Consider the following 25,378-nt stretch of genomic DNA (forward strand, 5'->3'; position numbering starts at 1 on the left):
CCAAATCCCGAGTGCCGCATCTTATTGCTTTCTCAACTGTTTCTTTTATGTCTTCACGGTATGACTCCGAAAAAAGATCTGAGTGCATCTTCCAATAACCATCAAAATGATCTTTTAATATACGTTTTATAATTCCGCTGTTAGCCTGACTCATATGACATCTCCATTAATATATATATACGAACATTTTACAGAACAGTTATCCACACGTCTAGAATTTTATAATTTCCTAAACGACGAGAAACCAGATCCCTTTACGTTTGATTTTTAAAAATTCCAGGCTGATTAAAGTCCCCATTTAGGAAGCCTCCTCTGCCGTCATTTCGAGGAATAAATCTTCCAGTGATTTTTTCTCTTCATGAACCCGATAGATGGGTATTCCGTTTTTCACTAAAGCTTCAATAGCATAGGCAACTTTTTCATCCGATACATGATCTAGATAGACATCAGCCCCGTCATGTTCCGCATGGATGCCATTAGCAAGTAAAACCCTTACTCCCATATTGGCTGATCCCACTTTTATTCGTATTTTTCCTCTTGATTGCTGCCGCAGCTTTTCGATGGGTCCCTGATACAAAAGATTACCCTTTGTTATAATGCCTACTTGGGTAGCTACATGGTCAATCTCATTTAATAAGTGACTTGAAATTAAAATACTCATATCTTTTTTCTTCGGAAGACTTTTAATCAGCTCTCTCATTTCCAAGATTCCCGCTGGGTCCAGCCCGTTTGTAGGTTCATCCAAAATCAATAATTTTGGATTACCAAGAAGAGCTGTTGCAATCCCAAGTCTTTGTTTCATTCCAAGCGAGAAATTTTTAACCGGTTTTTTTGCATCTTTCGTCAGTCTGACTAACGCAAGAACTTCCTCAATGTTTGATTTGGGGGCTCCTAAAATTTTTCTCGCACACTCTAGATTTTCATATGCGGTTAAATGGCCGTAATAAGAAGGAGTTTCCACGAGGGAGCCGACATGCTGCAGGATTGAAAGCCGATTCTGATTTAAATCCTGACCAAAAATCGATACCTTTCCGCTAGTCGGTTTCATCAAACCTAAAAGCATTCTTATCGTGGTCGTCTTCCCTGCGCCATTTGGCCCTAAAAAGCCATATACTTCCCCTTTGCCAATTTTTATGTCCACATTATGAACAAGTGTTTTTCCTTTAATCTTTTTTGTAAGACCATACGTTTCTACTATCATTTCCATTATTTTTTCACCTCGTCTACCATTGTAGAAGGGCAAGTTAAAGCTAAAAGAAGGGTCTAGTTTAAGTTTTGTTTAAATTTACCTATTCCTTCCGCTTAACCAACAGGACTCATGATATAGTGATAGTAATGAAGTTAAAAGGATGACAGGTATGATAAAGATTTTATATATAGAAGATGATCAAGAAATTGGAGCTTGGTTACATAGAGAGCTTACAGATGCAAAATTTGAGTTGAAGTGGTTACAGTCTGGGGATCAGGCAATTTCCCACTTAGATGATGTGGATATTGTGATTCTTGATATAATGCTTCCCGGACTGGATGGTTTTACTGTTGGTCAGCGGATTAAGCGTGCTGACCCCGAAATTCCCATTCTTTTATTATCAGCACGTTCGAATGTAGATGATAAGCTGCAAGGCCTGGAATTTGCAGATGATTACGTTACAAAGCCCTTTCACCCTGAAGAAATTATCGCTAGAATCGATGTTTTATTGAGACGCTACAACAAACAATCCGAGAAGAAAATTCAGCTGCAGCATTTAACGATCTATTTGGATCAAAACCAGATTATAAATGAACAGGGTGAAGAGATTATTTTAACCGGAAAACAATTTTATATATTTCAATACCTGCTGCGCCATCCGAATCAGATTTTAACAAAGGAACAAATTTACGAAGCAGTGTGGGGCGAACCCTTTATTGAGGGAGATAAAGCCTTAATGGTCCATATTCGTCACCTGCGCGAAAAAATTGAACAGGATCCTAGTAAGCCTACTATTATTGAAACGATCCGCGGGATTGGCTACCGGGTGAAACTATGAAACGGAAAGTGAAATTTCACCAATCTTTATTGTCTAAATACATTCTAATCATCGGTTTGGGTCTTACGATTTTCCCGCTCTCTTTTCCCTTTGTGTCGTTATTAGTCTTTTTTCCTCTCAACCAAATTGAGTCAAATGAAAATCCTTATGCAAACCATCAAGATTTAGAAAAGATGTGGCATGAAACCGCCCAAAGCTTACATGATGCGACCGATGAAGAAATCAATGATTCCCTGATGAGGATCAAAAAAGAGTATTCTAAAGCTAGTATATTTTGGGTCAACGAAAACAATGAGCTTATGCTTCAATTACCAGAGAATCCGGATTTGCCTCAAACGTGGTCAGCAAATTATAGTATCTCATTTATGAAGCAAAGCTTTGGCGGAGACCCTTTCACGGTTGTAGCTTTTATTGGCGAAACCCAAGATCAGGGCTTTATGGTATTTCAAGTCCCGCGGGAAGTCATGAAAACAAGGCTCGATACGGTCCAGGATCAGTACGACACGCTTATGTCAATTGGAATCCTCATTATCTTTGGAGCTTTTATTATTTTTTCATGGGGGTTCTTTTACAAAATCCGGAAACGATTGGTCCGGCTTGAACGTGCCATGCATGTCAATGAGGAAGCACATGAATTACCGGATCCTGTGGAAATTACGAAACAAGACGAGATTGGCGCCCTCGAACAATCTTTTAATGAAATGATCAGAAAGCTCGAACAAAGCCGGGAAAGAGAACGGAAAGAAGAAGAACTGCGACGGCAACTGATTGCCAATCTTTCTCATGATCTAAAAACTCCCCTAACCGCTATAAGAGGGTATGCCTATTCTATTAAAAAGGAACAGTTAACTGATCAGGGTCATGAAGCTATACAGCTGCTCGATTCAAAAATTTCTTATATGGGAAGGTTAATCGATAATCTTCTCTCCTATTCCTTATTAACTTCGGGAAAATATCCCTATAGGCCGAAGAAACAGGATTTAGTCCGCTCGATTAAAGCATGTCTTGCTTCCTGGTACCCTGCGTTTGAAAAGGAAGGGTTGGTCATTGAAATAAACCTCCCAGATCACAGTATGCTATATGAATTCGATGAACACTGGCTGCAAAGAATGCTAGATAATCTCTTTCAAAATGTCATTCGCCATGCTAAATCAGGAAAGTATATTTCTGTGTCTTTACTTGATGTAAGCCCCGGATTCAGACTGACCATTGCGGATCATGGACCAGGGATGGATTCGATGTCTGCTGAAAAAGGTGTGGGAGTAGGGTTATCCATTGTTTCTATTATGGCTAAAGGACTAGGCTGGAAATGGAATATAGAAACCGGCAAAAATGGCACAAAGATGATGTTTGAAAATTCCACAAAATGATAGAAGGAAAACTTTGTATTCAAAAACAATATTGACTATAATGATGATTGTAATCATTTATAGCTATACAGATTGCTTTGATAAGCTATTGGATAAATGGGGGTATCTTCATGAAAAAGGTATTTACACTTGCCGGTTCAGATACAAGCGGCGGTGCGGGGCTGCAAGCTGACTTAAAAACATTTCAGGAGCTTGGCGTATACGGTATGACAGCTCTTACTGTCATAGCCACAATGGATCCTAAAAATCAATGGAGCCATAATGTGTTTCCGATCGATTTAAAAACGGTTGAAATTCAGCTTGAAACCATCCTCTCTGTTGGTATTGATGCCATGAAAACGGGAATGTTAGGATCAGCTGATATTATCGAGCTAGGGGCAAAAACGATTGCTGAGAATGGAATCGAGAAAGCCGTAATCGACCCGGTATTAGTATGTAAAGGGGAAAATGAAGTCCTTCATCCTGAAACGGCAGTCGCTCTTCGTGACGTATTAGTTCCAAAAGCACTAGTGACGACTCCGAACCTTTTTGAAGCTAGCCAATTAGCCCAAATGGGACCGCTGAAATCAGTTGATGATATGAAAGAGGCGGCTGGACGCATTCATGAGCTTGGAGTTAAATACGTTGTTGTTAAAGGCGGTAAAGGTGTAGATGGTGATACAGCTGTGGATGTGCTGTATGACGGAAAAACCTTCACTTTACTTGAATCGGAAAAGCTAGAAACTACTTATACACACGGAGCTGGATGTACCTTTGCAGCAGCCATTACGGCTGAATTAGCGAAAGGTGCCGAACCTGTTGAAGCCATTAAATTTGCGAAAAAATTTGTTACTGCTGCAATCAAACATGGATTCAAATTAAACCAATGGGTCGGTCCGGTTATGCACGGTGCTTTTAATCGGTTTGGCGAAGAGAAATAATAGATTTTGCATGCGGAAGAGCCTTTTTGAAAGAAAGGGCTCTTTTTTATTGGGGTTTGGGGCGGGGAGAGCGGGTCTTAAGGGTTTCGTCTTCATTATCGTCTGTGTGACAAAGTCTTCATAGATTTTAAGCTAATTTTAACCGAATTCATTATTTTTTACAGAACTAAGACTCTTTTTAGCGAACTCATACCCGTTTTTCCGGCGCTACCCTTTTTCGGGCTCTGAGACTGCCTGTCAGTGACCATTTTTTGCGCGACTATCCATTTTCGGGCTCTGAGACTGCCTGTCAGTGACCATTTTTTGCGCGACTATCCATTTTCGGACACTGAGACTGTCTGTCAGCACCCGTTTTTCCCACTCTACATCCCTATTATTCATTGCGAACCAACTTTTCCTCCACTCCAAAAACTATTATTTCGCATTTCCCCTCATTTTTTAGTAATATGAGGAATAGAAATGGCAGTTTAGGATGGAGGGATTGTGTGTGAAACCAATCGTAGTAGCAGAAGTTCAGGGGCTGCTTGAAAAATTCAAACAACAAGATGTATATATTCATTTAGAAACCACTAACGGTGCGTATGCTTCCCATCAAAATGAAAAGTTCTTCTCGGCAGGTGCCTATATTCGCAACGCAAAGATTCAATATGAATATGGAAAAATCACCGGAGATGGCCCGTATCGCATCGGCTTAAAGCTTCCATTTGGATGGGTATATGCAGAAGGACTCACCGATTTTGAAGTAGATGAAAAAGACCGGCTTTTAATAGCTGGCCATGATTTTGAAGGAAAGCTTGCGGTTGCTCTGGAAATTAGCAGAACACCATTTGAATAATGGCTGGAAAGGGGTAAGAAGAGCCATGGAAAAAGAACGCCATGTTTTAGTTGTATTTCCGCATCCGGACGATGAAGCTTTTGGAGTGTCTGGAACGATTCATAAGCACGTTCTTAATGGAACTGGGGTTACATATGCATGTTTGACATTAGGGGAAATGGGTCGAAATATGGGGACTCCGCCGTTTGCAACAAGAGAATCTCTCCCATTCATCCGTAAAGAGGAATTAAAGGCTGCTGCCAAGGTAATGGGGATTCAGGATTTACGCATGCTGGGATACCGGGATAAAACGGTTGAGTTCGAGGATGATGAACTGATAGCCAAGCGGATTTATAGTATCATTGAAGAAGTAAAGCCATCACTTATTATTACTTTCTATCCGGGCTACTCCGTTCATCCGGATCATGATGCAACAGGACGCGCTGTCGTCAAGGCTGTGTCTCTGATTCCTGAAAATGAGCGTCCGAAACTGCATTGTATTGCCTTCTCCAAAGACTGTTATGAAAAATTAGGCGAACCGGATATTCATCATGATGTAAAAGATGTGTTAGATGTAAAAATAGCCACTCTCAAATCCCATAAGTCACAGATTCAATTAGTGGCTAAAGAATGGGAGGAGCGGATTAAAAATAATGATCCCGAGGTTATAAAAAGGTTCGGTGAGGAACATTTTTGGACCTTCCAATGGTAAAGAAAACTCGCCTATGGCCAGCATTAATTCGAAGAAAGGCGTAGTTGCACTTATCACACTCGAAACACCACGTCCTAATGTATCGCTTGACTCATGTCTCTTGCCCGTCGTACTTTGGACCTAAAAATTTTGACTACGTCGATTCTACTTCATCGCTAAAATTTTATACTGTCCAAAAGTACAAAACCATGCCCCCGCTCAATGAACGGGGGCTACATTTTTATTAAGATTTCTTGCGCTTAATTTGAATTGAAATTTTGTAGCGGTCACCGCGATACACGGTCCTTACATATTCAAAAGGGGGCCCTTTCGTGGTAAAGGTCTTTCTTTTAATCACGAGAACGGGGTCCTTTTCTTTAATCTCAAGATATTTCGCTTCTTTTTTGGTCGCTGATGACGATTCAATCGTTTGGAAGGCATCATCTATACCGATTCCTGCTTGAGATTCCACATATTCATAAAGCGACCGGTTCATGATTTCCTCTGTTAAACTTTTCATCATGTTCGCTGGGATATAGGTTGTTTCAAACGCCATCGGCAGCCCATCTGCTAAACGTATCCGTTCAATCTTATAAACGGGATCATACTGCTTTAATTGAAGATGGCCTGCGATCTTTTCATCTGAGGGGATAATTTGAAAGCTGATTGGCTTATTACTTGGGGTTAGCCCCCTCGCTCTCATTTCCTCCGAGAAGCTTGTGACTCCGTGCAGCGTTTGTTCTACCTTCCGCTCAGTCACATATGTACCGCTCCCTCTTTTCCTTATAAGGAATCCATCATCAACTAGACCATTAATCGCCTGCCTCACCGTCATTCGGCTTACTTGAAACTGTTCCGACAGCTCCCGCTCGGATGGAATCACATCTCCCGGCTGCCACTCTTCTTCTATTTTCCTTTTTAAAGATTGCTGGATTCGATAATACAAAGGGAATTGCTGATCCTCTCTCTCCATTAGAAACTCCTTTTATCACGAATAGACTTTGGAATAATCTTATCGGATGGAGAAAAAGTTGTCTAGACCAAAAAAATAAATTGACTGAACCTGAAATGAGGCCCCCCTTCGCAGAAGGAACAGCCTCATTGGTTTGATTAGCATCCGTGCCTAAATCGTGTATTTCTTTTGGCCTTACCTAATATTCGCTGTATAGACCGGTGCTTTTCTCATAACTGCCCAGTTCACAACCAAGATTAGGAGGGAGATCACAATTAACCAAATATAATGCATAACTGCCTCCACTGAAGCAAAACCAAAAATAAAATCGAGTACCTGAGTGCTAACACCAGGGATAAAGAAGAAGAGTACTATGATACCGATAACACTATAGCCTCCTATTAACCCAAAGCGGTAGAACATAATCCCTACAAAAAATAATAGATTCAGCAAGAAAAAAGCAATCACACTATCTATAAAAAATCGTAATATCCAAGTATCCTCTAACCCCGTTATCATTGAAAAATGAAATGTGAAGATCTGAAGATTTAGGACATCGAGAAACTTTTCATAAGCTGTTAAAAACACATTGTGTATGAGTGACATCAAAAGGGATAAAAGAGTAAAAAACAGGCACATAGAGACAAAGTAATTTTTTCTTGTTCCTCCCATTTTAATAGAGAATGGAAAGGACTCCTTTACGGTCTGGAAGCCTGTGATTGCGCAGAAAATATACATCGCAATTCCACTCCCTGCAAAACTTAGAGAGTTATTGAACGACATAGTGATTCCTACACCTAAGAGCATAAAGCCTATCAAGATTGCCCAAAACACTTGTACCGCATAGCGAACATCCAGGATTGAAAAAGTTACAATTGCTTTTATTTGACGACTCATACCGCTTTTCCCCCTTTTTGAGAAGAAGTTAAATGAATCATGAGTTCTTGGACAGGCAGAGTCTCTATCTTTAATCCAAGGGTTTCAGCCGTTTTTCTGCCCCCAGTTTTGCTGAATATAACGGCTGTTTCCTGGCCGGCAAATGACTTACGGTGAATGACATTATGGTCTTTTGCCAACAGATCAATTGAATCCGGGCTCCCTTGTACGACAAACCCGTAATCCCTTAGTTTTTCTGCGTCTTCTTTCAGAACAAGCTTACCCCTTTGAAAAATGAGGACTTCCTCAAATAATCTGCTTACCTCATCCACTAGGTGTGTTGATAAAATGATAGTTCTTGGGTGATTTTCATATTCTTCGAGCAATAATTCATAGAATCTTTTTCTATGGGCAGCATCTAAACCAATATACGGTTCGTCAAAGATTGTAATTGGTGCTTTTGCGGCAAGCCCTACAATAATCCCGAGGGCAGACTCCATTCCCTTTGAAAGGGCTTTGACTTTCAGATTTTCTTCAAGGCTGAATTCTTCAAGAAGTCTTTCAGCCACTTTCCAGTCCCAGTTAGGATAAAACAAAGAACAAACCTTAAGCGTCTCTTTTACTTTAAGTCCTTTTTTAAAATTTCCGCTTTCGTTAATCAGACAAATCGATTCTGTTATGAATTGGTTTTCAAATGGCCTCTGATTGTCTATGAAAACATCTCCGCTCGTAGACATGATATGTCCGGCTATGGTTTGCATTAATGTTGTTTTTCCTGCTCCATTCCTGCCTAAGAGCCCATAAATTTTCCCTTGTTCCAATACAAAGCTGACTTGATCGAGTGCTTTTTTCTTCCCATAAGACTTCGTGACATTTTTCACTTCAATCTTCATGTACATCCCTCTCCCTATCGATCATTGCCTTTAATTCCTGAATACTAATATTTAATTTTTCTGCTTCGGATTTTAGGGGAATTATAAAGCTTTGATAAAATTGATTCCGCCGCTGCTGAATTAATTGATGTTTTGCTCCCTCAGCTACAAACATGCCAATTCCTCTTTTCTTATATAAAATTCCTTGTTCCACCAATTGATTGATCCCCTTAGCTGCTGTTGCTGGATTGATCTGAAAATGGGCTGCAAATTCATTGGTGGATGGAACGCGTTCACCTTCCTGGATAGAGCCATTTATGATACTGTCTTCTATTTGTTCAGCTATCTGCTGAAAAATGGGCCGATTCGTATCTAATGAGGAACTCATAAAGGCCTCCTTCCTTTTTCATCCTAAACTGGTTATTAGGTTCATTAGTTATGTAATTAACCATAAAACCATATAACTAAATTGTCAATAGCTGGTATGGAAAAAAATAAAAAAGCAAAATAGACCTCCCATATCCACAATGTAGGGAGAGGTCTATTTTTTGTAGGGTGCTTTGAAAATACCCAGTCAAAATGACCGTGTCAGACCCAAAAATTTATACTTGTCTTTTAAAAAAGGGCTTAACCCATTTCAATGATCCCTTTTCTTTTAGGTATCAGTCTAAATTGGGTTAAACCCTTCGATTGATGTATTTATCTAGGTAACGGAATAGCAACGAGTTTATCATCTGCTAAATCTGGATTACCTCTTCCATCCGTGTTATTCGTAACAAAATAAAGTGTGGCGTCGTCAATCCAAACATCACGAATCCGGCCATATCCTTGCACTACTTTATCTACTTGGTTAGAATCAATATTATACCGATATACTCCTTCTCCTCTTAAAGCTGCAAAGTAAATCGTACGATCCGCAATATCCATTCCAGACGGTGCCCAGGTTGTATTCCCTGAGTGGATTAGAGGCGGCTCCATCCCGCTTTGCTGCTGATTTCCAGAAATCACTGGCCATCCGTAATTTTTCCCTGCTTGTATCCGATTGATTTCGTCAAGTGCTGTTTGTCCATGGTCAGTACTATACATAAATCCTTGTGAATCCCAAGCAATTCCCTGGGGATTACGGAGTCCGTAACTATAGACATAAGAATTTTGAAACGGATTATCTGGGGGTATGCTTCCATCTAAATCCATTCTCAAAATTTTTCCATTAATTGAGTTAATATCTTGCGGGGCATCCGGGTTAAGCCCGTCACCTACTGTTACATACAGTTTCTGATCAGGCCCAATTTTAATGCGGCCGCCATGGTGAAAAGTATCAGCCGGAATTTGGTCCAGGAGAGGCGTTTGTTCCTGCCATTGGTTATCTACTTGTTTAATAACAGTTAAGCGGTTAAATAACCTGTCTCCTTCTTGGTATGTATAGTATGCAAAGGCTTCTCTTGAATCCTCAAAGTTTGGCTTCAGATAAAACCCTAACAGCCCTGCTTCTGGTGTTTGGGCTAGCTGCTTTTGCAGCTGCACACTCTGTCTGTTCCCACTTTCCCCGTCATAAACATAAATATATCCAGTCCGTTCTGAGATGTAAAAAGTATCCCGATGCTTTTGGATTGACCAAGGGGTTTGAAGGTTCTGAATTAATATCGTTCCTTCTCTCCCGTTTGTTACGATGGCCTTATCATCATCCTTTTCGCTTTGGCTGCTCTCTTCATTTTTACAGGCTGTTAAAGCCACCATTGAGCAAAGCATGATGAGCAGTATACTTTTTACGTATTTCACTCCATCCACTCCTACATCAGATTCATATACTTTGTGATCGCAAGGGCCACTCCATTCTCATTATTAGTTGCGGTAATATAATGAGCAATCTGTTTAATCTCTTCTGCAGCATTTCCCATAGCAACAGCCGTTCCCACAATTTCAAGCATGGAAAGATCATTTAATTGATCACCAATTGCTAAAGTTTCCGCTAGTGAGATTCCTCTTTCTTGAACAAAAGCTTCCAATGCCACACCTTTTTGAGCAGTCTTGTAGTTAATTTCAATGTTGCCAAAGGCGGATGAAGTGATTGCTAAATCTGGATCTTCCAGTTCGATTCCTGCTTTTTGGAGAGCTTCGTGATCCTTGCTAAACACTAAAATTTTATATAGTTCGAAGGATTTATCATCCACTAACAATCCATAATCATCGACGATCTTAACGCCTTCTTCAAATCGTTTCCTTGCTTGTTCTTCCATTTTAATCCACGGAACCGCCTCATGACGATTGGCTGATTGAAATAAATCCATGAGGACAGCCAAACCTAACTTAGAATCTCTCGTATAGGTTCCTGAATTCGAATAGAGTTCGTAATAATAACCCATTTCATCTAATTGTTTCATAACCCTTTTAGCGAGCTGAGCAGGGATTGGATTTGTGAAAATCTTTTCCCCTTCACTATTTCTGATTTCGGCTCCATTTACGCAAATAATCGGACAAACGATTTTTGCTTCTTCTAATACAGAAGCAGCTTCATAATAGGAACGGCCAGTAGCTACCACTACTTCTATCCCTTTCTCTTGGGCCAGCTTAAGTGCCGTTTCATTTTCTTTACTGATTTTTTGATTTGAATTTAATAAAGTTCCATCCATATCAGTCGCTATGCAACGTAACATTTCTTATCAACCTGCCTTTAATATCCTTTGTTGTATATCTCTATGTTTTCATAAATCGTTCATAATAATCAAGGAGGTTGATTTAAATCATTTGTAAAACTTTTATATTATATGGATTCCCTATACAAGTGAACTCGTGTTTAAGCTTGAGTTCCACTTTTCCAACAATGCTTTTTCTTTATCTTGCTTTAATCCGGCTCTTTCTAATTTTCGATCTGTTTGAACGACCCAATCATAGGTGTCCTTAATAGTTTCTTTTGGAGCCCGGAAGGACAATCCCTGGTTTAGGGCACGGTCGATGTTAACCCCATTATCCTGTATATTCGTTTCATTCTCGGGAGTCGTCTCAGGTATCCATAAAGGAAGTTCAATCCATGGCTGTACATTTTCTTTTAATAAAAAGGTTTCACTCACCCACGTTGCTTTTGCCTTATTTTGAAAAATTTCTTTTCCATCGTTAATAAGGTTCTGCATCGTGTATAAATCCTTCGGTCCAGTTGCATTATATACACCTGTAATCCGGCCTTCCGTCATTTTCACAATCCAGGCAGCCAAATCGCGAACATCAATAAATTGAATCTTTTTATTTTGGCGGCCAGGAGCTAAAATTTCTCTATCTTCATGGAGCCGAGTTGCCCAATATGTAAAACGATCTGTTGGGTCATAAGGCCCGACAATCAATCCTGGTCTTACAATCAGGCTTTTATCCGGAATTTCCCGAAGCACCTCTTGTTCACACAAATATTTCAGATGACCGTAGTATTGCCCTACATTTTGGTTATCGAGATTTAATTGAGCCAGCTCTTCCTCTGTAAGAGACAAGACCTCGTCCTCTTCTTTAATATCATCCTCCTGAGGAAACTTAGCATAAACCGATATGGTCGATACAAACGCATAAAAGGATGCATTTGCTTTGAAAGCCTTTACAGACTTTCTGACCGTATGAGGATGAAACCCGCATGTATCGATAACGGCATCCCAGTTTTCTCCTTCAAGTTTCATTAAATCTTCTTCACGGTCCCCCATGATGGTTCGGACATTTGGAAAAACATCCGCATGATTCCCCCGATTAAAGAGAGTAACCTCCCAGCCTCTTGCTAAAGCTTCTTCTACAATCCATCTTCCTAAAAATCTGGTTCCGCCTATCATTAATAATTTCATGGATCCAACCCCTTTCTATTTATAGTTAGTTCGAGATTCAGCTTTCCTTTTCCTTTTTTAAAAGAAAAATGCCGTTTGTTTGCACTAGGATGAGGGAGTATCATATAGGGTAGAAGATAAATACTTTAGGGGGAAGATGGAGAATGAGTAAAGAATTGGGGATATTGTTTGATTTAGATGGTGTGATTACAGATACCGCAGAGCTTCATTACAAAGCATGGAAAAAATTGGCCGATTCCTTGCAAATCCCTTTTGATCACAAAGTTAATGAAAGTCTGAAGGGATTGAGCCGGATGGACTCGCTTGAAGCGCTGCTTGGCTCGCAAAGTGATTTTTTCGCAAAAGAGGAAAAGGAAAAACTGGCTGCCCAAAAAAATCAGGATTACCGAAATCTTTTAGAGGGATTAACAGCTGAAGATGTGTTACCGGGGATTAAACCATTTTTGATAGATTTAAAGAAAAGAGAAATTCCCATCGGATTAGCGTCTGCTTCTAAAAATGCCCCGTATGTGCTAGAGAAACTCGAAATTTCTTCATTTTTTGATCAGATTGTCGACCCAAGCGAGGTGGCGCATGGAAAACCCGCTCCTGATATATACGTAAAAGGAGCTGAACAGCTAGGAATATCACCAAGTCATTGTATTGGAATTGAGGATGCCGTTTCAGGCATTCAGGCAATCAAAGGGGCCGGAATGTTAGCAATTGGTATCGGGAAAGCAGCGATTCTAAAAGACGCTGGAGCCGATCTTGTCCTAGCTGATACCCGTGAGCTCTCATGGTCAGTGATAGAATCTTTAATCGGGAAGCATAAATAGTGTAAAAAAACAGCATTGGTTTGTTGTAACCAATGCTTTATCATTTAGGCAACGGGCTCAAATGTTCATGGATCATTTTCCATTTCCCGTCTTCTTTAACCATGATATTGGTTCCTCTTCCGCGACCTTCTCTTTCTTCTCCTTTAAAGTAGCCCCGCCAGTAATAATGATAAATACAAGTAGCCATCGTATCGGAATAACTCAGCCATTCTACATCTGTAATCCGGTACGTTTCATCTTGTATCGTATTCCAATTCCTATTAAAAACGGCTTCTATTTCTTCAATCCCGCGAAATGCCCCATCTGAAAAGAAATACACGGCATCCCATTTGATTAAAGGGCGGACCTGATTAAAATCATGGGTATTCGTCGCTCGTTCATATTCCTGGATAAAGAGATTCAAACTCCTAAGCACGCTGTTACACCCCTTTTTCGTACACTGTTGGTTGAATGTTTCGACAAAAATGCCGAAAACCCTTTCTTTCGGCTGAAAATTTTAGCAAATAGGAGGGGGCTGGGGTTTCTGAATTTCGCAATCTGGTGCTTCAGTTCGATTTTTTGCTTCAGGTGTTCAGTTATTTGCTTCTGTGTTCGGTTATTTACTTCTGTGTTCGGCATTTGTTTCTGCGTTCGGTTATTACTTCTGTGTTCGGCATTTGCTTCTGCGTTCGGTTTTGCTTCTGCGTTCGGTTATTTACTTCTGTGTTCGGCATTTGCTTCTGCGTTCGGTTTTGCTTCTGCGTTCGGTTATTTACTTCTGTGTTCGGTTTTGTAGCATTATTTTCGGTTATTGGCCGCCTAAGTTCGGTAATCAGTTACTGAGTCCGGTTATCTTCCTTCTGAGTTCTGTTACCCGTACTTGAGTTCGGTAAATTTCTTCCTGAGTTCGGTTAACAACCCCTTGAGTTCGGTTTTCTTTCCCTAAGTTTGTTTATCCGCATCTAAGTTTGGTTATTTGAGTATTATCGATGTAAAATACAGCCATAAAACATAAAATACGACATATTTGTCTTAAAAAATTTTAAAAAACCGCCAGCAGCCTCGACTTGCCAGCGGTTTTTACATGCTTTTATTGCAAACTGATATAGATCGGTTCTGAAGTACAATAATCTTCTCCATATATTTTAATAGAAACATCCGCTCCTGTAAGCTTCCTTAGCCGAACACCCTGTTGCTCCACTTTCACCTCTAATGTTGAACCTTCTGTTTGGAAGCGGAATGTGTAGCCTGTCCAGTGCTTTGGCAATCTTGGCGCTAAAGAGACCCCGGTTTCTTTAATTCGCAGACCGGCAAATCCATACACAATCGCCATCCACGTACCGCCCATATTGGCCATATGGAGGCCGTCTTTTGTATTGCCATGGGTATTATCTAAGTCTAAGCGGGCCGTTTCCATAAAGTAATTGTAGGCTTTTTCCATATCACCCAGTTTAGCAGCCATAATGCTAAAAATACAGCTTGATAAAGACGAATCATGTGTTGTTACTTTTTCATAGTATTCATAGGATGCTTTAATTGTCTCGAAATCCTGCTCATCCTCCAATAAGAAATGGGCCAGTACCGTATCAGCTTGTTTGCACACCTGATAGCGGTATAAGGTTAAAGGATGATAGTGGAGCAGCAATGGATAATGTTCCTTTGGCGTCTCAGTAAAGTTCCAAATTTCCTTCTGCAAAAACGAGTCATCTTGCGGATTGATCTTGCGCTGCGAATCATAGGGCAAATACATATGATCAGCTGCCCAAGTCCAAGCATCCACTTCGGTTTCCTCTAGACAAATCCGCTGTTTAATCTCCTTAAATGCCGAAGGGTCCGTCGCCTTTAAATACTGATACACTTTTGCTGCCCAATGCAGATTATATTTAGCCATCACATTGGTATAGTAATTGTTATTGACTATACATGTATATTCATCCGGTCCCGTTACCGCGTCAACCCGGAATGTTCCTTCCACGGAGTGACCGACTTCCAGCCATAAGCGGGCGGTTTCAAACAGCACCTCTGCCCCAAACTCACTCCAAAACCCGGAATCCTTTGTTGCTAAATAGTATTGAATGTAGCTGTAGGCGACATCTGCGGAAATATGGTACTGGGCAGTACCAGCCGGAAAATAGCCGGAACATTCTTTCCCCGCAATCGTTCGCCAAGGATAGAGGGCTCCTTTTTTATGCCCCATTTCCCTAGCCCGTTCTCTTGCGCCTTCTAAAATTGAATACCGATAGCGCAATAATGATTTAGCCAGAGAAGGTTCTGTTAAAGTGAAAAATGGGAGCATGTAAATTTCTGTGTCCCAGAAATAATGACCTTCATACCCTTCACCAGAAAGTCCTTTTGCCGCAATATTGGAAACATCGTCTCTGCCGGCTGATTGAAAGAGATGAAACATATTGAAGCGGATTCCTTCTTGAAGACGCTGATCTCCTTCTATTTCAATATCGGATGCCTGCCAAAACGAATGGAGAATTGATTGCTGTTTTTCTGCAAGCGCATCGAATCGGAACGGGCTGACAGCTAGAAGGAGATTTTCTCCCTTTTTAATTAAATCGGAACCATGCCTTCTTGTATCGGTAAAGATGCTTTGTTTTTCAAACACTAACGACTGCTCAAGATTTGTTTCATATACTGCTATTGTTTGGTCCAGATGAACTTTTGAAACAACTGTTGCATGCTTGGAAATCCAATGTTTGGTGGAACAGGCAACTTGCAGCCTGGAAGCTGAAGTCTCACACAACACGGTTTGTAAATCCTTCTTAACCTTAACATCTAACACCTTTAACAGCTTTGCGTGACCGGAACCGACTCTAGGATCATTGGGATTTGTATAATTTGCTACATCTCCATTTAGGGAAGATACTATTTTTACAGGACCATTGAAATTGATTCCCTCTACAGCTACCTGCTGTACAAAGAGTTCCCGGTAAGTAAACGATACTAGCCGCTTAAAGGTTATGACTACCTCTTTTCCGAGTGGAGAGCGCCAGTGTATCGTTCGTTCTGAATATCCCTTATCAAAATGAAGCTTTCGTTGGAATTCAATAACTTCTCCGTTATATAACGAAAACCTCTCCTCTTCAGCACCGAAGAAAAGTTCAATCGTTTGGGCGTCGATAATATTGACTAGCTTTTCTTGAATTTCGGGAAATGCAAATAGTTTTTCACCATAATGTAATTCTGTTTCGTCATAAAAAGCATTTATATAACTTCCGCGAATCGAAAGCCCATGATTCTCTGAACCTTCTTCTAAGTTGCCTCTTACGCCTAAATAGCCGTTAGCCAAAGCAAACAAGCTTTCCTGCAGAAGAAGAGATTCCGGATTCAATTCACTCGTTTTATATGTCCAAGTCATGTAAGACACTCCTGCTAATTATTCTTTTACCCCGCCAGTTGTCAGTCCTGAAACGATTTGTTTTTGGAAGAACAGGACAATGATTAATGTAGGGATCGTAACAATTGTTGTAGCCGCCGCTACCTCACCCCAAAGAATCTCAAATTGAGTCCGCAAAAAGGAGATTGCTACAGGAACTGTGTGATATTCGGATTCGGCATTTAACGTGATGGTTAATAAAAATTCGTTCCACGCTGCGATAAAGGTGATGATCGCTGTTGTAAAGACACCAGGTGCTGCTAACGGAAATACAATTTTAAACAAGGTCTGCAAAGAAGTAGCCCCATCCATTTTCGCTGACTCTTCCAAGGAGAGCGGTATTTGATTAAAATGGGTCACTAAAATCCAAACTGCGACTGGCAGAGTAATCGTGGAGTAGGGCAAAATAATCCAATAGCTATTTAACCATTCAAGATCGTAAAACATGTTGTAGACAGGTCCCGTTACAATCATTTGCGGGAACATAGACACAGCTAAAATCAGGCCCATTAATACATTTTTTCCGCGAAAATCAAATCGTGAAATGACATAAGCTGTGAAGGAAGCTACCAATACGATGTAAATCGTTGTTGTCGTTGCAACGATAAAGCTATTTTTAATGGCATTTAAAATTCCTTTTTCAAAAAGAATTGTAGAAAAGTTTCCTAGCGTTGGATTTTCTGCAATGATTCGAAACGCGCCATCGCCAAAAATTTCTCCTGAGGTTTTAAAGGAGGTTAGAAAAATCCAAAGGAAGGGAAACATCATCCCAAAAAGATACACAATGATAACGAGGATTCCTGCCCATTTTACTTTGCGGTTTGAGGTAACCATAGATGACCCCCCTTACTGTTTCTCCATTAGATTTGTGCCAAGGAAGCGGACAAAAATAATTGCAATAATGGCGACACAGATGAACATAAGCATTATAATGACAGAACCATAGCCAAAGTTCGTCTGACTGAACATCAGCTTATAGCCGTAGATAGATAAAGTTTCGGTTGATCCGCCAGTACCTCCACCCGTTAATACGTAGATGAGGTCAAAGACACGGAATGCATCTAGCGTACGGAATAATAAGGCAACAAGGATTGCTGGCTTCAACAGCGGCAATGTAACCCGGAAAAAGGTTTGGATTTTTCCTGCTCCATCGATTGAGGCCGCTTCGTAAAGTGAATGCGGAATCGTTTGAAGTCCTGCCAATAACAAAAGGGCCATATACGGAGTGGTTTTCCAAACGTCCGCCACAATGGTCGAGATCATAGCTCCTGTGCCTGTTAATAAAAGATCGCGAGGGGATTCAATTAAGTGTAAGCCTGCAAAAATATGGGCGACAATCCCGCTTCCCCCGTCATATAAATAACTCCACATTAAAGCAGCTACTGCAGTTGGAATGGCCCATGGAATAAGTGACGATGTCCGAATCAATCCCCTGCCTTTAATGGCTTTATTTAAAATGAGTGCAAGAATCAAACCTAAGATAAACTCAAAAAATACCGAAACGACAGTAAAGAGGAGCGTGTTTTTTAAAGCAATTCCTACTCGTTCGTCCTGTAAAGCCTGCTTATAGCCATCTAATCCGACAAAGTTTGAAGGAACAATACTATTTTTCAGCTCCTCCACTTGTAACTGGAGATTTTCAGCATTGGTTAAGGTGTAGGTTTCATTTAATTCCTTCACTAACTGATTCGTATCTTCATACAAGTCGGTTACCTCGTCACCAACGGTATCCGATAGCTCAATTACTCCGCTGTTGCCTTCAAACTGTGCCCCCGTACTTCTTAGCCTTTCCAGGACTTCCTCAACCTTTTGCTTGTCTTCTGGATTGGTGATATTCTCCTGATCCTGCTCAAGGAAACGGCCAATATAGAATTGAGAGGTTTGAAACAAGTCGACGTTAAATCGTTCATTTGTATAGAGTCCTGCTTTTTGCTGATCATTCAGCTGATAATCAAAAAACGTGTAGGCTAACGATTGAACGACCGGCCATAATGAAAAAACACCGATGAGGATGAATGCCGGCAATAAAAAGAGGAATTCCTTGAAACCCAGCTTTCTCAATTGTACTCACCTCTTCTCCTTCTTTCTGTAAAAAAGGGGCCCGATAAATGAGCCCCTAATCAACTATCTTTCTAGATTAAAAGAATAAATAAATTTATTATTCTGCTGCTAAAGCATCCTCAATCGCTTGAACGGCTTCTTCGAGTCCCTCACCGGAACTTAAATATTTGTGGACGTTTACTTGAATCGTATCCGATACTTTCGCGTAATCTGGTGAAACCGGTCTTGCAATTGTAGTAGCGAGTGCATTTTTGAAGCCTGGGTTGCTTAATAGCTCATTGGAAGCTACCACTTCTTCATCCTCTAAGAGAGCATTATATCCTGGCAAATAGCCGCCTTGAGTTGACATAATTTTTTGTCCCTCTGGACCCGCAAGGAATTTAATAAATTCCCATGCTCCCTCTTTATTTTCAGAGCTTTTATTGATCGCTAATAACCAGCCGCCAACAGATCCTCCATTTGGAAGCGGTGCAATTCCTACTTGTTCCGGAGTAACCGTTACCCCATCCTCTTGGCCTTTGATTCTTCCATATTGATATGGCCAGTTCCGCGAAAAGACTGCATTCCCCTGTTCAAAATTAGTGTGTGTCTCACCCTCTTGGAAATTGAGGATGTCTGTCGGTACAAATGAAGAGGTAACAAAAGAATACATCGTTTCTAAACCGGCACTTAAATCCTTATATTCACTTGTAAACTCCGTAGCATTTACAGTAAGACCTTCATATTGAGCAGACTGGAACACAAATCCATAGGACGTGCCGCTTTCAGTCATATATTTTTCAGCCATCTGCCCTAGTTCTTCATACGTATATTCACCGCTTTCAAGCTTAGCGGCGTCCTCTTCACTGACAATGTCAGAGCGGTAATAAAGCAATCCTAAATCCGGGAAGAATGGAAGTGTATATTGAATTCCTTTATAATTACCAGATGTCATGGAACCTGCGTTAAAATCATCTATGCTATAGCCCGCCTCATCCATCATGACATCAATTGGTTCAAGATAGCCGGCACCAGCAAATTCTCCAGCCCACACAACATCTAAGCTAAGTACATCATATTCACTAGATCCGCTAGATAAAGAGTTTAATAGCTGATCATGCATCTGCCCGGAATCATTCGTCATTTCGACCCACTCAACCACATATTGATCCTGGCTTTCATTAAAAGCATCGATTGCAGCTTGTGTAGCAGGTGTATTATCGTTTTGTGCTGCAAATTTAATCGTTACTGGTTCTGCTGGTTCCTCTGTTGTTCCATTATTATCATCAGTTGTTTCTCCACTATCCGGTTCATTGGTATTGCCTTGACCTTCATCAGCATCCTGGCTGCATCCGGCAACGAGTAACATCATAATTAAAAGCAGTGCAAATCCCTTGATTAACCAGTTCTTTTTCACCTTTTTTCCCCCTTTTTCCTTATTACCTTGAATTTTAAAAGCGCTTTCATTACAATTATATTAAAATTTTTGGATAAATAGTAAAATTTTACGATGTTGCAGGAGGTCTATATGACTACATCCATTTTTCAAATACACGAAAAGGTCATTAAACAGTTCTTTCAAGAACGCCTTGAGAACCAGCAAAACTTTTACGTGCATCCCTCTTATAATCTGGAACAGCAGCTCCTTTCTGCGGTTCAGCAGGGAAACTATGAAGAAGCCAAACAGGTTCTTACGCAAATTAATCAGCTGGAACGGGCAAAGTTAGCTGAAAACGAGCTAAGGTCTTTAAAGAATTCCCTTATCTGTACCTGCACCCTTTTTACGAGAGCGATTATTAATGGAGGAGTTCATCCCGAAATTGCGTTTAACCTAAGTGATGTTTATATCCGGGAAATCGAGAGAATTTCAAATACGGAAAAACTAAAAAGTTTAGAGTATGAAATGCTGTATTCCTTTGTCAAAACATTAGTTGAGGAAAAACAGAATTCTTACAGTTCGTTGGTCAATCAAGTCATCTCGTTCATTCATCATCATATTCTCCATGATTTATCCCTAGACCAGATTGCCCGCCATGTCTATGTTTCGCCAAGTTATTTATCCAGTAAATTTAAAGAAGAGGTGGGAAGTTCGCTTTCGGAGTATATGAATCAAAAGCGAATTGAAGAATCCAAATATTTTCTACTTCATTCACGGATGAGTATATCTGAAATTGCCCATCTGTTTCGCTTTTGTAATCAGAGCTATTACACGGCTCTTTTTAAAAAAATTAACGGCATTACGCCGAAAAAATATCGAATGACCTATATCAATGAAGCCCTCTATACAAAGACTATCGGTTAGATAATGTAAGGTAAAAATGGCTGTGGAATAACGAATCTGGTGCCCTTTTCCATCAGTGGTTTGATCGCTTCTTGGGTTCTTACGGACATTGATTTCGCTTCTGCCCCTGAAGTGCAGGTTTTCATTCTAATAACGGAATGAGGATCCGCCATACTTATTTAATGGATCCTCATTCCGCTATTTATTGAAAAATCTTTGTTTGGAGCCTGGTTTCGGATCCTGGTTCCGTTATTTGCCTTTTTTCCGTCAAATTTGATTGATTTTGTACGAATAGCGGAATCAGAATCCGCTTCAGCCCCTGAAGTGCATATTTTCATTCTAATAACGGAATGAGGATCCGCCAATCTTATTTAATGGATCCTCATTCCGCTATTTGTTCAAAAATCTTTGTTTGGAGCATGGTTTCGGTTCCTGGTTCCGTTATTTGCCCTTTTTTCCGTCAAATTTGATTGATTTTGTACGAATAGCGGAATCAGAATCCGCTTCAGCCCCTGAAGTGCATATTTTCATTCTAATAACGGAATGAGGATCCGCCAAACTCATTTAATGGATCCTCATTCCGCTATTTATTCAAAAATCTTGGTTTGGAGCCTGGTTTCGGATCCTGGTTCCGTTATTTCCACTTTTTTCCGTCAAATTTGATTGATTTTGTACGAATAGCGGAATGAGAATCCGCTTCAGCCCCTGAAGTGCATATTTTCATTCTAATAACGGAATGAGGATCCGTGAATCTTATTTAATGGATCCTCATTCCGCTATTTATTGAAAAATCTTGGTTTGTAGCCTGGTTTCGGTTCCTGGTTCCGTTATTTGCCTTTTTTCCGTCAAATTTGTTTGATTTTGTACGAATAGCGGAACGAGAATCCGCTTCAGCCCCTGAAGTGCAGGTTTTCATTCTAATAACGGAATGAGGATCCGCCATACTTATTTAATGGATCCTCATTCCGCTATTTATTGAAAAATCCTTGTTTGGAGCTTGGTTTCGGATCCTGGTTCCGTTATTTGCCCTTTTTTCCGTCAAATTTGATTGATTTTGTACGAATAGCGGAACGAGAATCCGCTTCTGCCCCTGAAGTGCATATTTTCATTCTAATAACGGAATGAGGATCCGCCAATCTTATTTAATGGATCCTCATTCCGCTACGGCTACTATTGTACGAACTGGTGCAACAATCGGATCTTATGTCCGATAGGGTCGTCAGAATAGGGGTTTTTCGGGAAATAGCGGAACGTATGTCCTCTACTCAAGACTCAAGTGATGTGATCGCTGCCAAGAGTAGTAAAGACACTCGTTCCCCTATTTATGAAAATAGCCTCAAGGTTTAAAAGAAGTCAATCACTGCTGCTAGATTTTCAGATAAAGCAGCTTCCAACCGCTTCGTCTCTTCTAGGATTCCTTTGATTTTTCCATGTCTATAGAAAAATGTTGGGGAGCGGTAGTTTACCATTACTGCACTTAATGTCCCGATTTCCATCCATACCCCTTTTTCCAGCGGCAATTGCTCAGAGTCCAATGGCGAAAAGATAACGGAGTCTGAAGTAAATGTATACGCTCCTGTATTCCATTCACAAAATGAATCGTCAACCAGTAAGGTCAGACCTTCCAGCTGACCCTGAAAAGGAAAGGATTTTAAAAATTCAAGAACATCGACAATCCGTACCATTCCATATGGGTTTACTTCTGCTGTTTTCGCAATCGGCAGAAAAACTTCGATTGGGTCGTCCAAAAACGTCCAGATTTTCACCTTTTCCACCATTGAGTCATGCTGGCAAATAAAGTTCCAAAGCTGCGTTCTCGCCTCTTCATTTATAAACATGAGCTCTCTTATCTGACATTCGCTCTCTTTGATTGAATATAAAACATAGCCGCATGCCTGATTATTATCGTCAAAGCAGACAGCGGTAAATGGCTGCTGCGGGTGCACCCTCTTTTCCCACCATTCATCTGTTCTTTCAAGCAGGCCATTATAACGTTTTTTTACTTGATCATACACCTCGCGAAGAAAAGGAATACTCTCTTTCCTATTAAAACGCACTATCTTTCCTTGATTCGGATGTAGATCTTTTACTGGCTTTAGATTCTGCTTCTCTAAAGTGATCATTTTAAATTCAGACGCATTTTCCCACCCAAATCTCCGATAAAAACCAATATTAAAAGGATGTAGATAGCTGACTATTTGTCCTTTTTGCTTCATTTCTTTTAATGCTGCCTGCAAAAGGCGGGTTACGCTCCCATTTCTTCTTTTTTCGGGGTAGGTTGCTACACCTGCAACGCCGCCCATTGAAAATGCCTTATTTGCAATCATAGTTGTAAAAGGAATAATATTGACTTTGGAAATTAGAGAACCGTCTTCAAACTCTCCCCAAATCTCGTATTGTTCCATGTCTTTTATTCTCTCATCCCGCTCATTCTCAGGCAGAGTATATTGAAATGCATATTCTGAAAGTCTTAAACATTGCTCAAATTCTTCTTGTTTTACTTTCCGTATTTCCATGGGAATCCCTCTTTTCTTTATGTACTAGTAAATAGTTGTATGTTGTTCCTTTCATTGACCTCCTCACTATATCTTCCATCAGTAAATTCATGAATGACTTTTCGCCAGAATGTTTGAGCCGGTTGATTGGCTAAGATTTGCGTAACCCTCCAATCTCCTTTAAACTGCACAAACAATTTTTTTGCGGCTACCGCACCGACCCCATTTCTTCTAAACTTCTTTAAAACAAAAAACTCTGACATAGAATAATAGATTTGTTCACCCTCATGAATCCTGATTACTAAAGCAAAACCAGACAGTTTTCCCTTAACATAAATAAAAAAAGGGTAGCGATTTTTCTCTACCCAATAATGATCCAGATACGGATAGCTACCATAAAGTCCGGTTTCGGTAACGTCCGCTTCGTTGAACTCTGAAAAATCGTAGAAATACAATTGCATTAAATTCTCTAAAATAGATTTTTGGTTTTCATTTATGGGATTAATCATAATTTCATTTAATGTTTGCAAAAAACTATTCCTCTTTCCTGTCAGTTTTTCTTCCTTATTTATATACGCCATTGGGTTATAGTAATCCTTTATTTACCCTCATTACAATCAAAGCATACAACCGTTCCATCCTGCTGAATAACCCCATTTAAAAATCCGTCAAGGCAGTAAATATCTTTTCCGCAAACCGTACAAGGACCAATCAGTTCTTTCATGATTTTGCTCTCCTTTCCTATTCACTTAATCAAGTATTCATTGTTTCTTTGCTTAAATCCTTCTTAATAGCAAGAAACCACCATTTTTTAAAAATGGCGGTTTTAATACGGACTCTATAGAAATTTACCCTCTATCTTGTCAATTTCTTCTATAATTTTTCCATTGATGCGATCAACGATCGAGAAGTCCATCGCATCTATATAGTATTTTTCAAGCTCATCGTGTACGGATTTCGCTTGCGAGAGACAAGAAATTCCTTCTGTCATCTTATTTTTATATTGCGTCGATAAATTTTCGATTTCGTCTGCGTATTTTTCATCAGTCCCTGGAGTGACAAGGAGGTCATACATATCAATAATTTCATCACCCGTTCTTTCCGGGAAGTACTCATGAGGAGCTGTACTGTCGAAAATGGCAATCCCTATTTCGCGAAAGATCAGCATATCTAAACTATTCGGATCAAAGCCACAATGATAGACCTCTACATCTAATCCTTTAGCCTCTGCACTTTGAGCCAATTTTTTTAATAGAGTTGATTTTCCTGTTCCCGCTCTCCCTTTAATAAAATACCTTTTTCCAAGTTCGCCCGTTAAATTTGGAACAAAATCAACAGCTCCCTTTGGCGTGGCTGCCCCTAAATATCTGTGCACAACTGTTGATGTTTTATTTAAAGATAACGAACCAAAAAATTGCTCGATTAAATTTTCGGCTAATTCATCCGCTTTTGCAAAATCCATATTCTCTATATAGATTTTTTCTAAAGAATCATGAATCCTTAAAGCATCCCCAAAACAGCTGTATGCTGAATGAAAGGCTTCATTAATTTTTGCATTCAATGAAAGAATCGCATCTTTTTTCTGAGATAGTAGGTTCGAATCCCATGCTTCCCCTAAGTTGACGTAGTCTTCAATGGCTCCTGGAGCTTTCGGTTCGATGACATGTGGGGCCGTTCCATCTACCACTCCTACCTTAAGCTTTGGAATGATGACCCCGTCAATGGAATCGTTATCAGATGAGCAGTGAAGGTATTCCGTATCAAACCCTCTCAGATTCCAAATCTGTCCGATTTTTTTCATAAAGGTAGATTTCCCTGTTCCTGGTCCTCCTTTTAAAATAAAAAGCCGATCTAAATGTTGAAAGTTTGAATCATATAAACTATAAAAACCTTTTGCTGTATTTCCGCCTGCAAAGTAATGTAACACTTTTCCCTCCATACTTTACGCACTCCTTTATGGATCATTTTCATCCATCATTCAGTTCTACTGTATGCATCAATTCTTGTTTAGGTGAATGCCTAGCTTATATTCCTCTAAATTCCAAT

General features: G+C 40.1%; 24 protein-coding genes. 7 read left to right on the forward strand and 17 right to left on the reverse strand.

The window, feature by feature from the left end; translation table 11 throughout:
• Positions 1 to 298 precede the first annotated feature (298 nt).
• Complete coding sequence (locus MLE14_RS03670) at positions 299 to 1,207, reverse strand: ABC transporter ATP-binding protein (protein ID WP_243296957.1); 909 nt, start codon at positions 1,205 to 1,207, stop codon at positions 299 to 301.
• Positions 1,208 to 1,358: 151 nt separating this feature from the next.
• Between MLE14_RS03670 and MLE14_RS03675 the strand changes: the two genes are divergently transcribed.
• The 5 genes from MLE14_RS03675 (at position 1,359) to bshB2 (ending at position 5,843) form a co-directional block, all read left to right on the forward strand.
• Complete coding sequence (locus MLE14_RS03675; protein WP_243296958.1) at positions 1,359 to 2,027, forward strand: response regulator transcription factor; 669 nt, start codon at positions 1,359 to 1,361, stop codon at positions 2,025 to 2,027.
• On the forward strand, positions 2,024 to 3,397 hold the full coding sequence (locus MLE14_RS03680; RefSeq protein ID WP_243296959.1) for a HAMP domain-containing sensor histidine kinase: 1,374 nt from the start codon (positions 2,024 to 2,026) through the stop codon (positions 3,395 to 3,397). The genes MLE14_RS03675 and MLE14_RS03680 overlap by 4 nt, the downstream gene beginning before the upstream one ends.
• Positions 3,398 to 3,501: 104 nt before the next feature.
• Entirely contained in the window at positions 3,502 to 4,317 is an 816-nt protein-coding gene (pdxK, locus tag MLE14_RS03685; protein ID WP_243297119.1) for a pyridoxine/pyridoxal/pyridoxamine kinase, read from the forward strand.
• A 487-nt stretch (positions 4,318 to 4,804) separates the two neighbouring features.
• Positions 4,805 to 5,152, forward strand: a complete 348-nt coding sequence (locus MLE14_RS03690; RefSeq protein WP_243296960.1) for a YojF family protein — start codon at positions 4,805 to 4,807, stop codon at positions 5,150 to 5,152.
• A 25-nt stretch (positions 5,153 to 5,177) separates the two neighbouring features.
• A complete protein-coding gene (bshB2, locus tag MLE14_RS03695; RefSeq protein WP_243296961.1) occupies positions 5,178 to 5,843 on the forward strand; it encodes a bacillithiol biosynthesis deacetylase BshB2 in 666 nt (221 codons plus the stop codon).
• 223 nt (positions 5,844 to 6,066) lie between these two features.
• Here bshB2 and MLE14_RS03700 read toward each other — a convergent pair whose 3' ends face one another.
• The 7 genes from MLE14_RS03700 to MLE14_RS03730 form a co-directional block, all read right to left on the reverse strand.
• A complete protein-coding gene (locus MLE14_RS03700; RefSeq protein ID WP_243296962.1) occupies positions 6,067 to 6,795 on the reverse strand; it encodes a GntR family transcriptional regulator in 729 nt (242 codons plus the stop codon).
• 174 nt (positions 6,796 to 6,969) lie between these two features.
• Positions 6,970 to 7,671 (reverse strand): hypothetical protein, encoded by a 702-nt coding sequence (locus tag MLE14_RS03705; protein ID WP_243296963.1) that lies wholly within the window; start codon positions 7,669 to 7,671, stop codon positions 6,970 to 6,972.
• Positions 7,668 to 8,543 (reverse strand): ABC transporter ATP-binding protein, encoded by an 876-nt coding sequence (locus MLE14_RS03710; protein WP_243296964.1) that lies wholly within the window; start codon positions 8,541 to 8,543, stop codon positions 7,668 to 7,670. Before MLE14_RS03710 ends, MLE14_RS03705 begins: the two co-directional genes overlap by 4 nt.
• Complete coding sequence (locus tag MLE14_RS03715; protein WP_243296965.1) at positions 8,533 to 8,910, reverse strand: GntR family transcriptional regulator; 378 nt, start codon at positions 8,908 to 8,910, stop codon at positions 8,533 to 8,535. Before MLE14_RS03715 ends, MLE14_RS03710 begins: the two co-directional genes overlap by 11 nt.
• 311 nt (positions 8,911 to 9,221) lie before the next feature.
• Positions 9,222 to 10,301, reverse strand: a complete 1,080-nt coding sequence (locus tag MLE14_RS03720; RefSeq protein WP_243296966.1) for a PQQ-dependent sugar dehydrogenase — start codon at positions 10,299 to 10,301, stop codon at positions 9,222 to 9,224.
• 11 nt (positions 10,302 to 10,312) lie between these two features.
• Complete coding sequence (locus tag MLE14_RS03725; protein ID WP_243296967.1) at positions 10,313 to 11,176, reverse strand: Cof-type HAD-IIB family hydrolase; 864 nt, start codon at positions 11,174 to 11,176, stop codon at positions 10,313 to 10,315.
• Between the two features lie 120 nt (positions 11,177 to 11,296).
• On the reverse strand, positions 11,297 to 12,337 hold the full coding sequence (locus MLE14_RS03730) for an NAD-dependent epimerase/dehydratase family protein (RefSeq protein ID WP_243296968.1): 1,041 nt from the start codon (positions 12,335 to 12,337) through the stop codon (positions 11,297 to 11,299).
• A gap of 143 nt (positions 12,338 to 12,480) precedes the next feature.
• Between MLE14_RS03730 and pgmB the strand changes: the two genes are divergently transcribed.
• Entirely contained in the window at positions 12,481 to 13,152 is a 672-nt protein-coding gene (pgmB, locus tag MLE14_RS03735; RefSeq protein ID WP_243296969.1) for a beta-phosphoglucomutase, read from the forward strand.
• 40 nt (positions 13,153 to 13,192) lie between these two features.
• Here pgmB and MLE14_RS03740 read toward each other — a convergent pair whose 3' ends face one another.
• From MLE14_RS03740 to MLE14_RS03760, 5 genes are all read right to left on the reverse strand, one after another.
• Entirely contained in the window at positions 13,193 to 13,567 is a 375-nt protein-coding gene (locus MLE14_RS03740; RefSeq protein ID WP_243296970.1) for a YybH family protein, read from the reverse strand.
• 654 nt (positions 13,568 to 14,221) lie between these two features.
• A complete protein-coding gene (locus MLE14_RS03745) occupies positions 14,222 to 16,498 on the reverse strand; it encodes a glycoside hydrolase family 65 protein (RefSeq protein ID WP_243296971.1) in 2,277 nt (758 codons plus the stop codon).
• An 18-nt stretch (positions 16,499 to 16,516) separates the two neighbouring features.
• A complete protein-coding gene (locus MLE14_RS03750; RefSeq protein ID WP_243296972.1) occupies positions 16,517 to 17,350 on the reverse strand; it encodes a carbohydrate ABC transporter permease in 834 nt (277 codons plus the stop codon).
• A gap of 12 nt (positions 17,351 to 17,362) precedes the next feature.
• Positions 17,363 to 18,577, reverse strand: coding sequence for a carbohydrate ABC transporter permease (locus MLE14_RS03755; RefSeq protein ID WP_243296973.1), 1,215 nt, complete (start codon positions 18,575 to 18,577; stop codon positions 17,363 to 17,365).
• A gap of 97 nt (positions 18,578 to 18,674) precedes the next feature.
• The gene (locus tag MLE14_RS03760; RefSeq protein ID WP_390628145.1) at positions 18,675 to 19,973 is read right to left on the reverse strand and encodes an extracellular solute-binding protein; all 1,299 of its coding nucleotides are present in this window, start codon (positions 19,971 to 19,973) and stop codon (positions 18,675 to 18,677) included.
• Between the two features lie 111 nt (positions 19,974 to 20,084).
• On the opposite strand from MLE14_RS03760, the gene MLE14_RS03765 reads away from it, so the two are divergent.
• Positions 20,085 to 20,858: an AraC family transcriptional regulator gene (locus tag MLE14_RS03765; protein ID WP_243296974.1), complete on the forward strand. Its 774-nt coding sequence runs from the start codon at positions 20,085 to 20,087 to the stop codon at positions 20,856 to 20,858.
• 1,322 nt (positions 20,859 to 22,180) lie between these two features.
• Here the strand turns inward: MLE14_RS03765 and MLE14_RS03770 are convergent.
• The 4 genes from MLE14_RS03770 to MLE14_RS03780 all read right to left on the reverse strand — a co-directional run bounded on the left by MLE14_RS03770 (position 22,181) and on the right by MLE14_RS03780 (position 25,271).
• The gene (locus MLE14_RS03770) at positions 22,181 to 23,353 is read right to left on the reverse strand and encodes a GNAT family N-acetyltransferase (RefSeq protein ID WP_243296975.1); all 1,173 of its coding nucleotides are present in this window, start codon (positions 23,351 to 23,353) and stop codon (positions 22,181 to 22,183) included.
• Between the two features lie 17 nt (positions 23,354 to 23,370).
• Complete coding sequence (locus MLE14_RS03775; protein ID WP_243296976.1) at positions 23,371 to 23,862, reverse strand: GNAT family N-acetyltransferase; 492 nt, start codon at positions 23,860 to 23,862, stop codon at positions 23,371 to 23,373.
• Positions 23,863 to 23,930: 68 nt separating this feature from the next.
• Positions 23,931 to 24,056: a hypothetical protein gene (locus MLE14_RS22390; RefSeq protein ID WP_279326763.1), complete on the reverse strand. Its 126-nt coding sequence runs from the start codon at positions 24,054 to 24,056 to the stop codon at positions 23,931 to 23,933.
• A gap of 114 nt (positions 24,057 to 24,170) precedes the next feature.
• Positions 24,171 to 25,271 (reverse strand): PRK06851 family protein, encoded by a 1,101-nt coding sequence (locus MLE14_RS03780; protein ID WP_243296977.1) that lies wholly within the window; start codon positions 25,269 to 25,271, stop codon positions 24,171 to 24,173.
• Positions 25,272 to 25,378: the final 107 nt, after the last annotated feature.

The organism is Bacillus litorisediminis, from assembly GCF_022808645.1.
Taxonomy (GTDB): domain Bacteria; phylum Bacillota; class Bacilli; order Bacillales; family JC228; genus Bacillus_BF; species Bacillus_BF litorisediminis.

Coding starts and splice junctions, on each gene's coding strand:
- pgmB (WP_243296969.1), top strand. CDS start 12,481: ATGAGTAAAGAATTGGGGATATTGTTTGATTTAGATGGTGTGATTACA.
- MLE14_RS03675 (WP_243296958.1), top strand. CDS start 1,359: ATGATAAAGATTTTATATATAGAAGATGATCAAGAAATTGGAGCTTGG.
- MLE14_RS03715 (WP_243296965.1), bottom strand. CDS start 8,910: ATGAGTTCCTCATTAGATACGAATCGGCCCATTTTTCAGCAGATAGCT.
- MLE14_RS03765 (WP_243296974.1), top strand. CDS start 20,085: ATGACTACATCCATTTTTCAAATACACGAAAAGGTCATTAAACAGTTC.
- MLE14_RS03670 (WP_243296957.1), bottom strand. CDS start 1,207: ATGGAAATGATAGTAGAAACGTATGGTCTTACAAAAAAGATTAAAGGA.
- MLE14_RS03750 (WP_243296972.1), bottom strand. CDS start 17,350: ATGGTTACCTCAAACCGCAAAGTAAAATGGGCAGGAATCCTCGTTATC.
- MLE14_RS03710 (WP_243296964.1), bottom strand. CDS start 8,543: ATGAAGATTGAAGTGAAAAATGTCACGAAGTCTTATGGGAAGAAAAAA.
- MLE14_RS03780 (WP_243296977.1), bottom strand. CDS start 25,271: ATGGAGGGAAAAGTGTTACATTACTTTGCAGGCGGAAATACAGCAAAA.
- MLE14_RS03700 (WP_243296962.1), bottom strand. CDS start 6,795: ATGGAGAGAGAGGATCAGCAATTCCCTTTGTATTATCGAATCCAGCAA.
- MLE14_RS03680 (WP_243296959.1), top strand. CDS start 2,024: ATGAAACGGAAAGTGAAATTTCACCAATCTTTATTGTCTAAATACATT.
- MLE14_RS03705 (WP_243296963.1), bottom strand. CDS start 7,671: ATGAGTCGTCAAATAAAAGCAATTGTAACTTTTTCAATCCTGGATGTT.
- MLE14_RS03725 (WP_243296967.1), bottom strand. CDS start 11,176: ATGTTACGTTGCATAGCGACTGATATGGATGGAACTTTATTAAATTCA.
- MLE14_RS03745 (WP_243296971.1), bottom strand. CDS start 16,498: ATGACTTGGACATATAAAACGAGTGAATTGAATCCGGAATCTCTTCTT.
- MLE14_RS03730 (WP_243296968.1), bottom strand. CDS start 12,337: ATGAAATTATTAATGATAGGCGGAACCAGATTTTTAGGAAGATGGATT.
- MLE14_RS03770 (WP_243296975.1), bottom strand. CDS start 23,353: ATGGAAATACGGAAAGTAAAACAAGAAGAATTTGAGCAATGTTTAAGA.
- MLE14_RS22390 (WP_279326763.1), bottom strand. CDS start 24,056: ATGAAAGAACTGATTGGTCCTTGTACGGTTTGCGGAAAAGATATTTAC.
- bshB2 (WP_243296961.1), top strand. CDS start 5,178: ATGGAAAAAGAACGCCATGTTTTAGTTGTATTTCCGCATCCGGACGAT.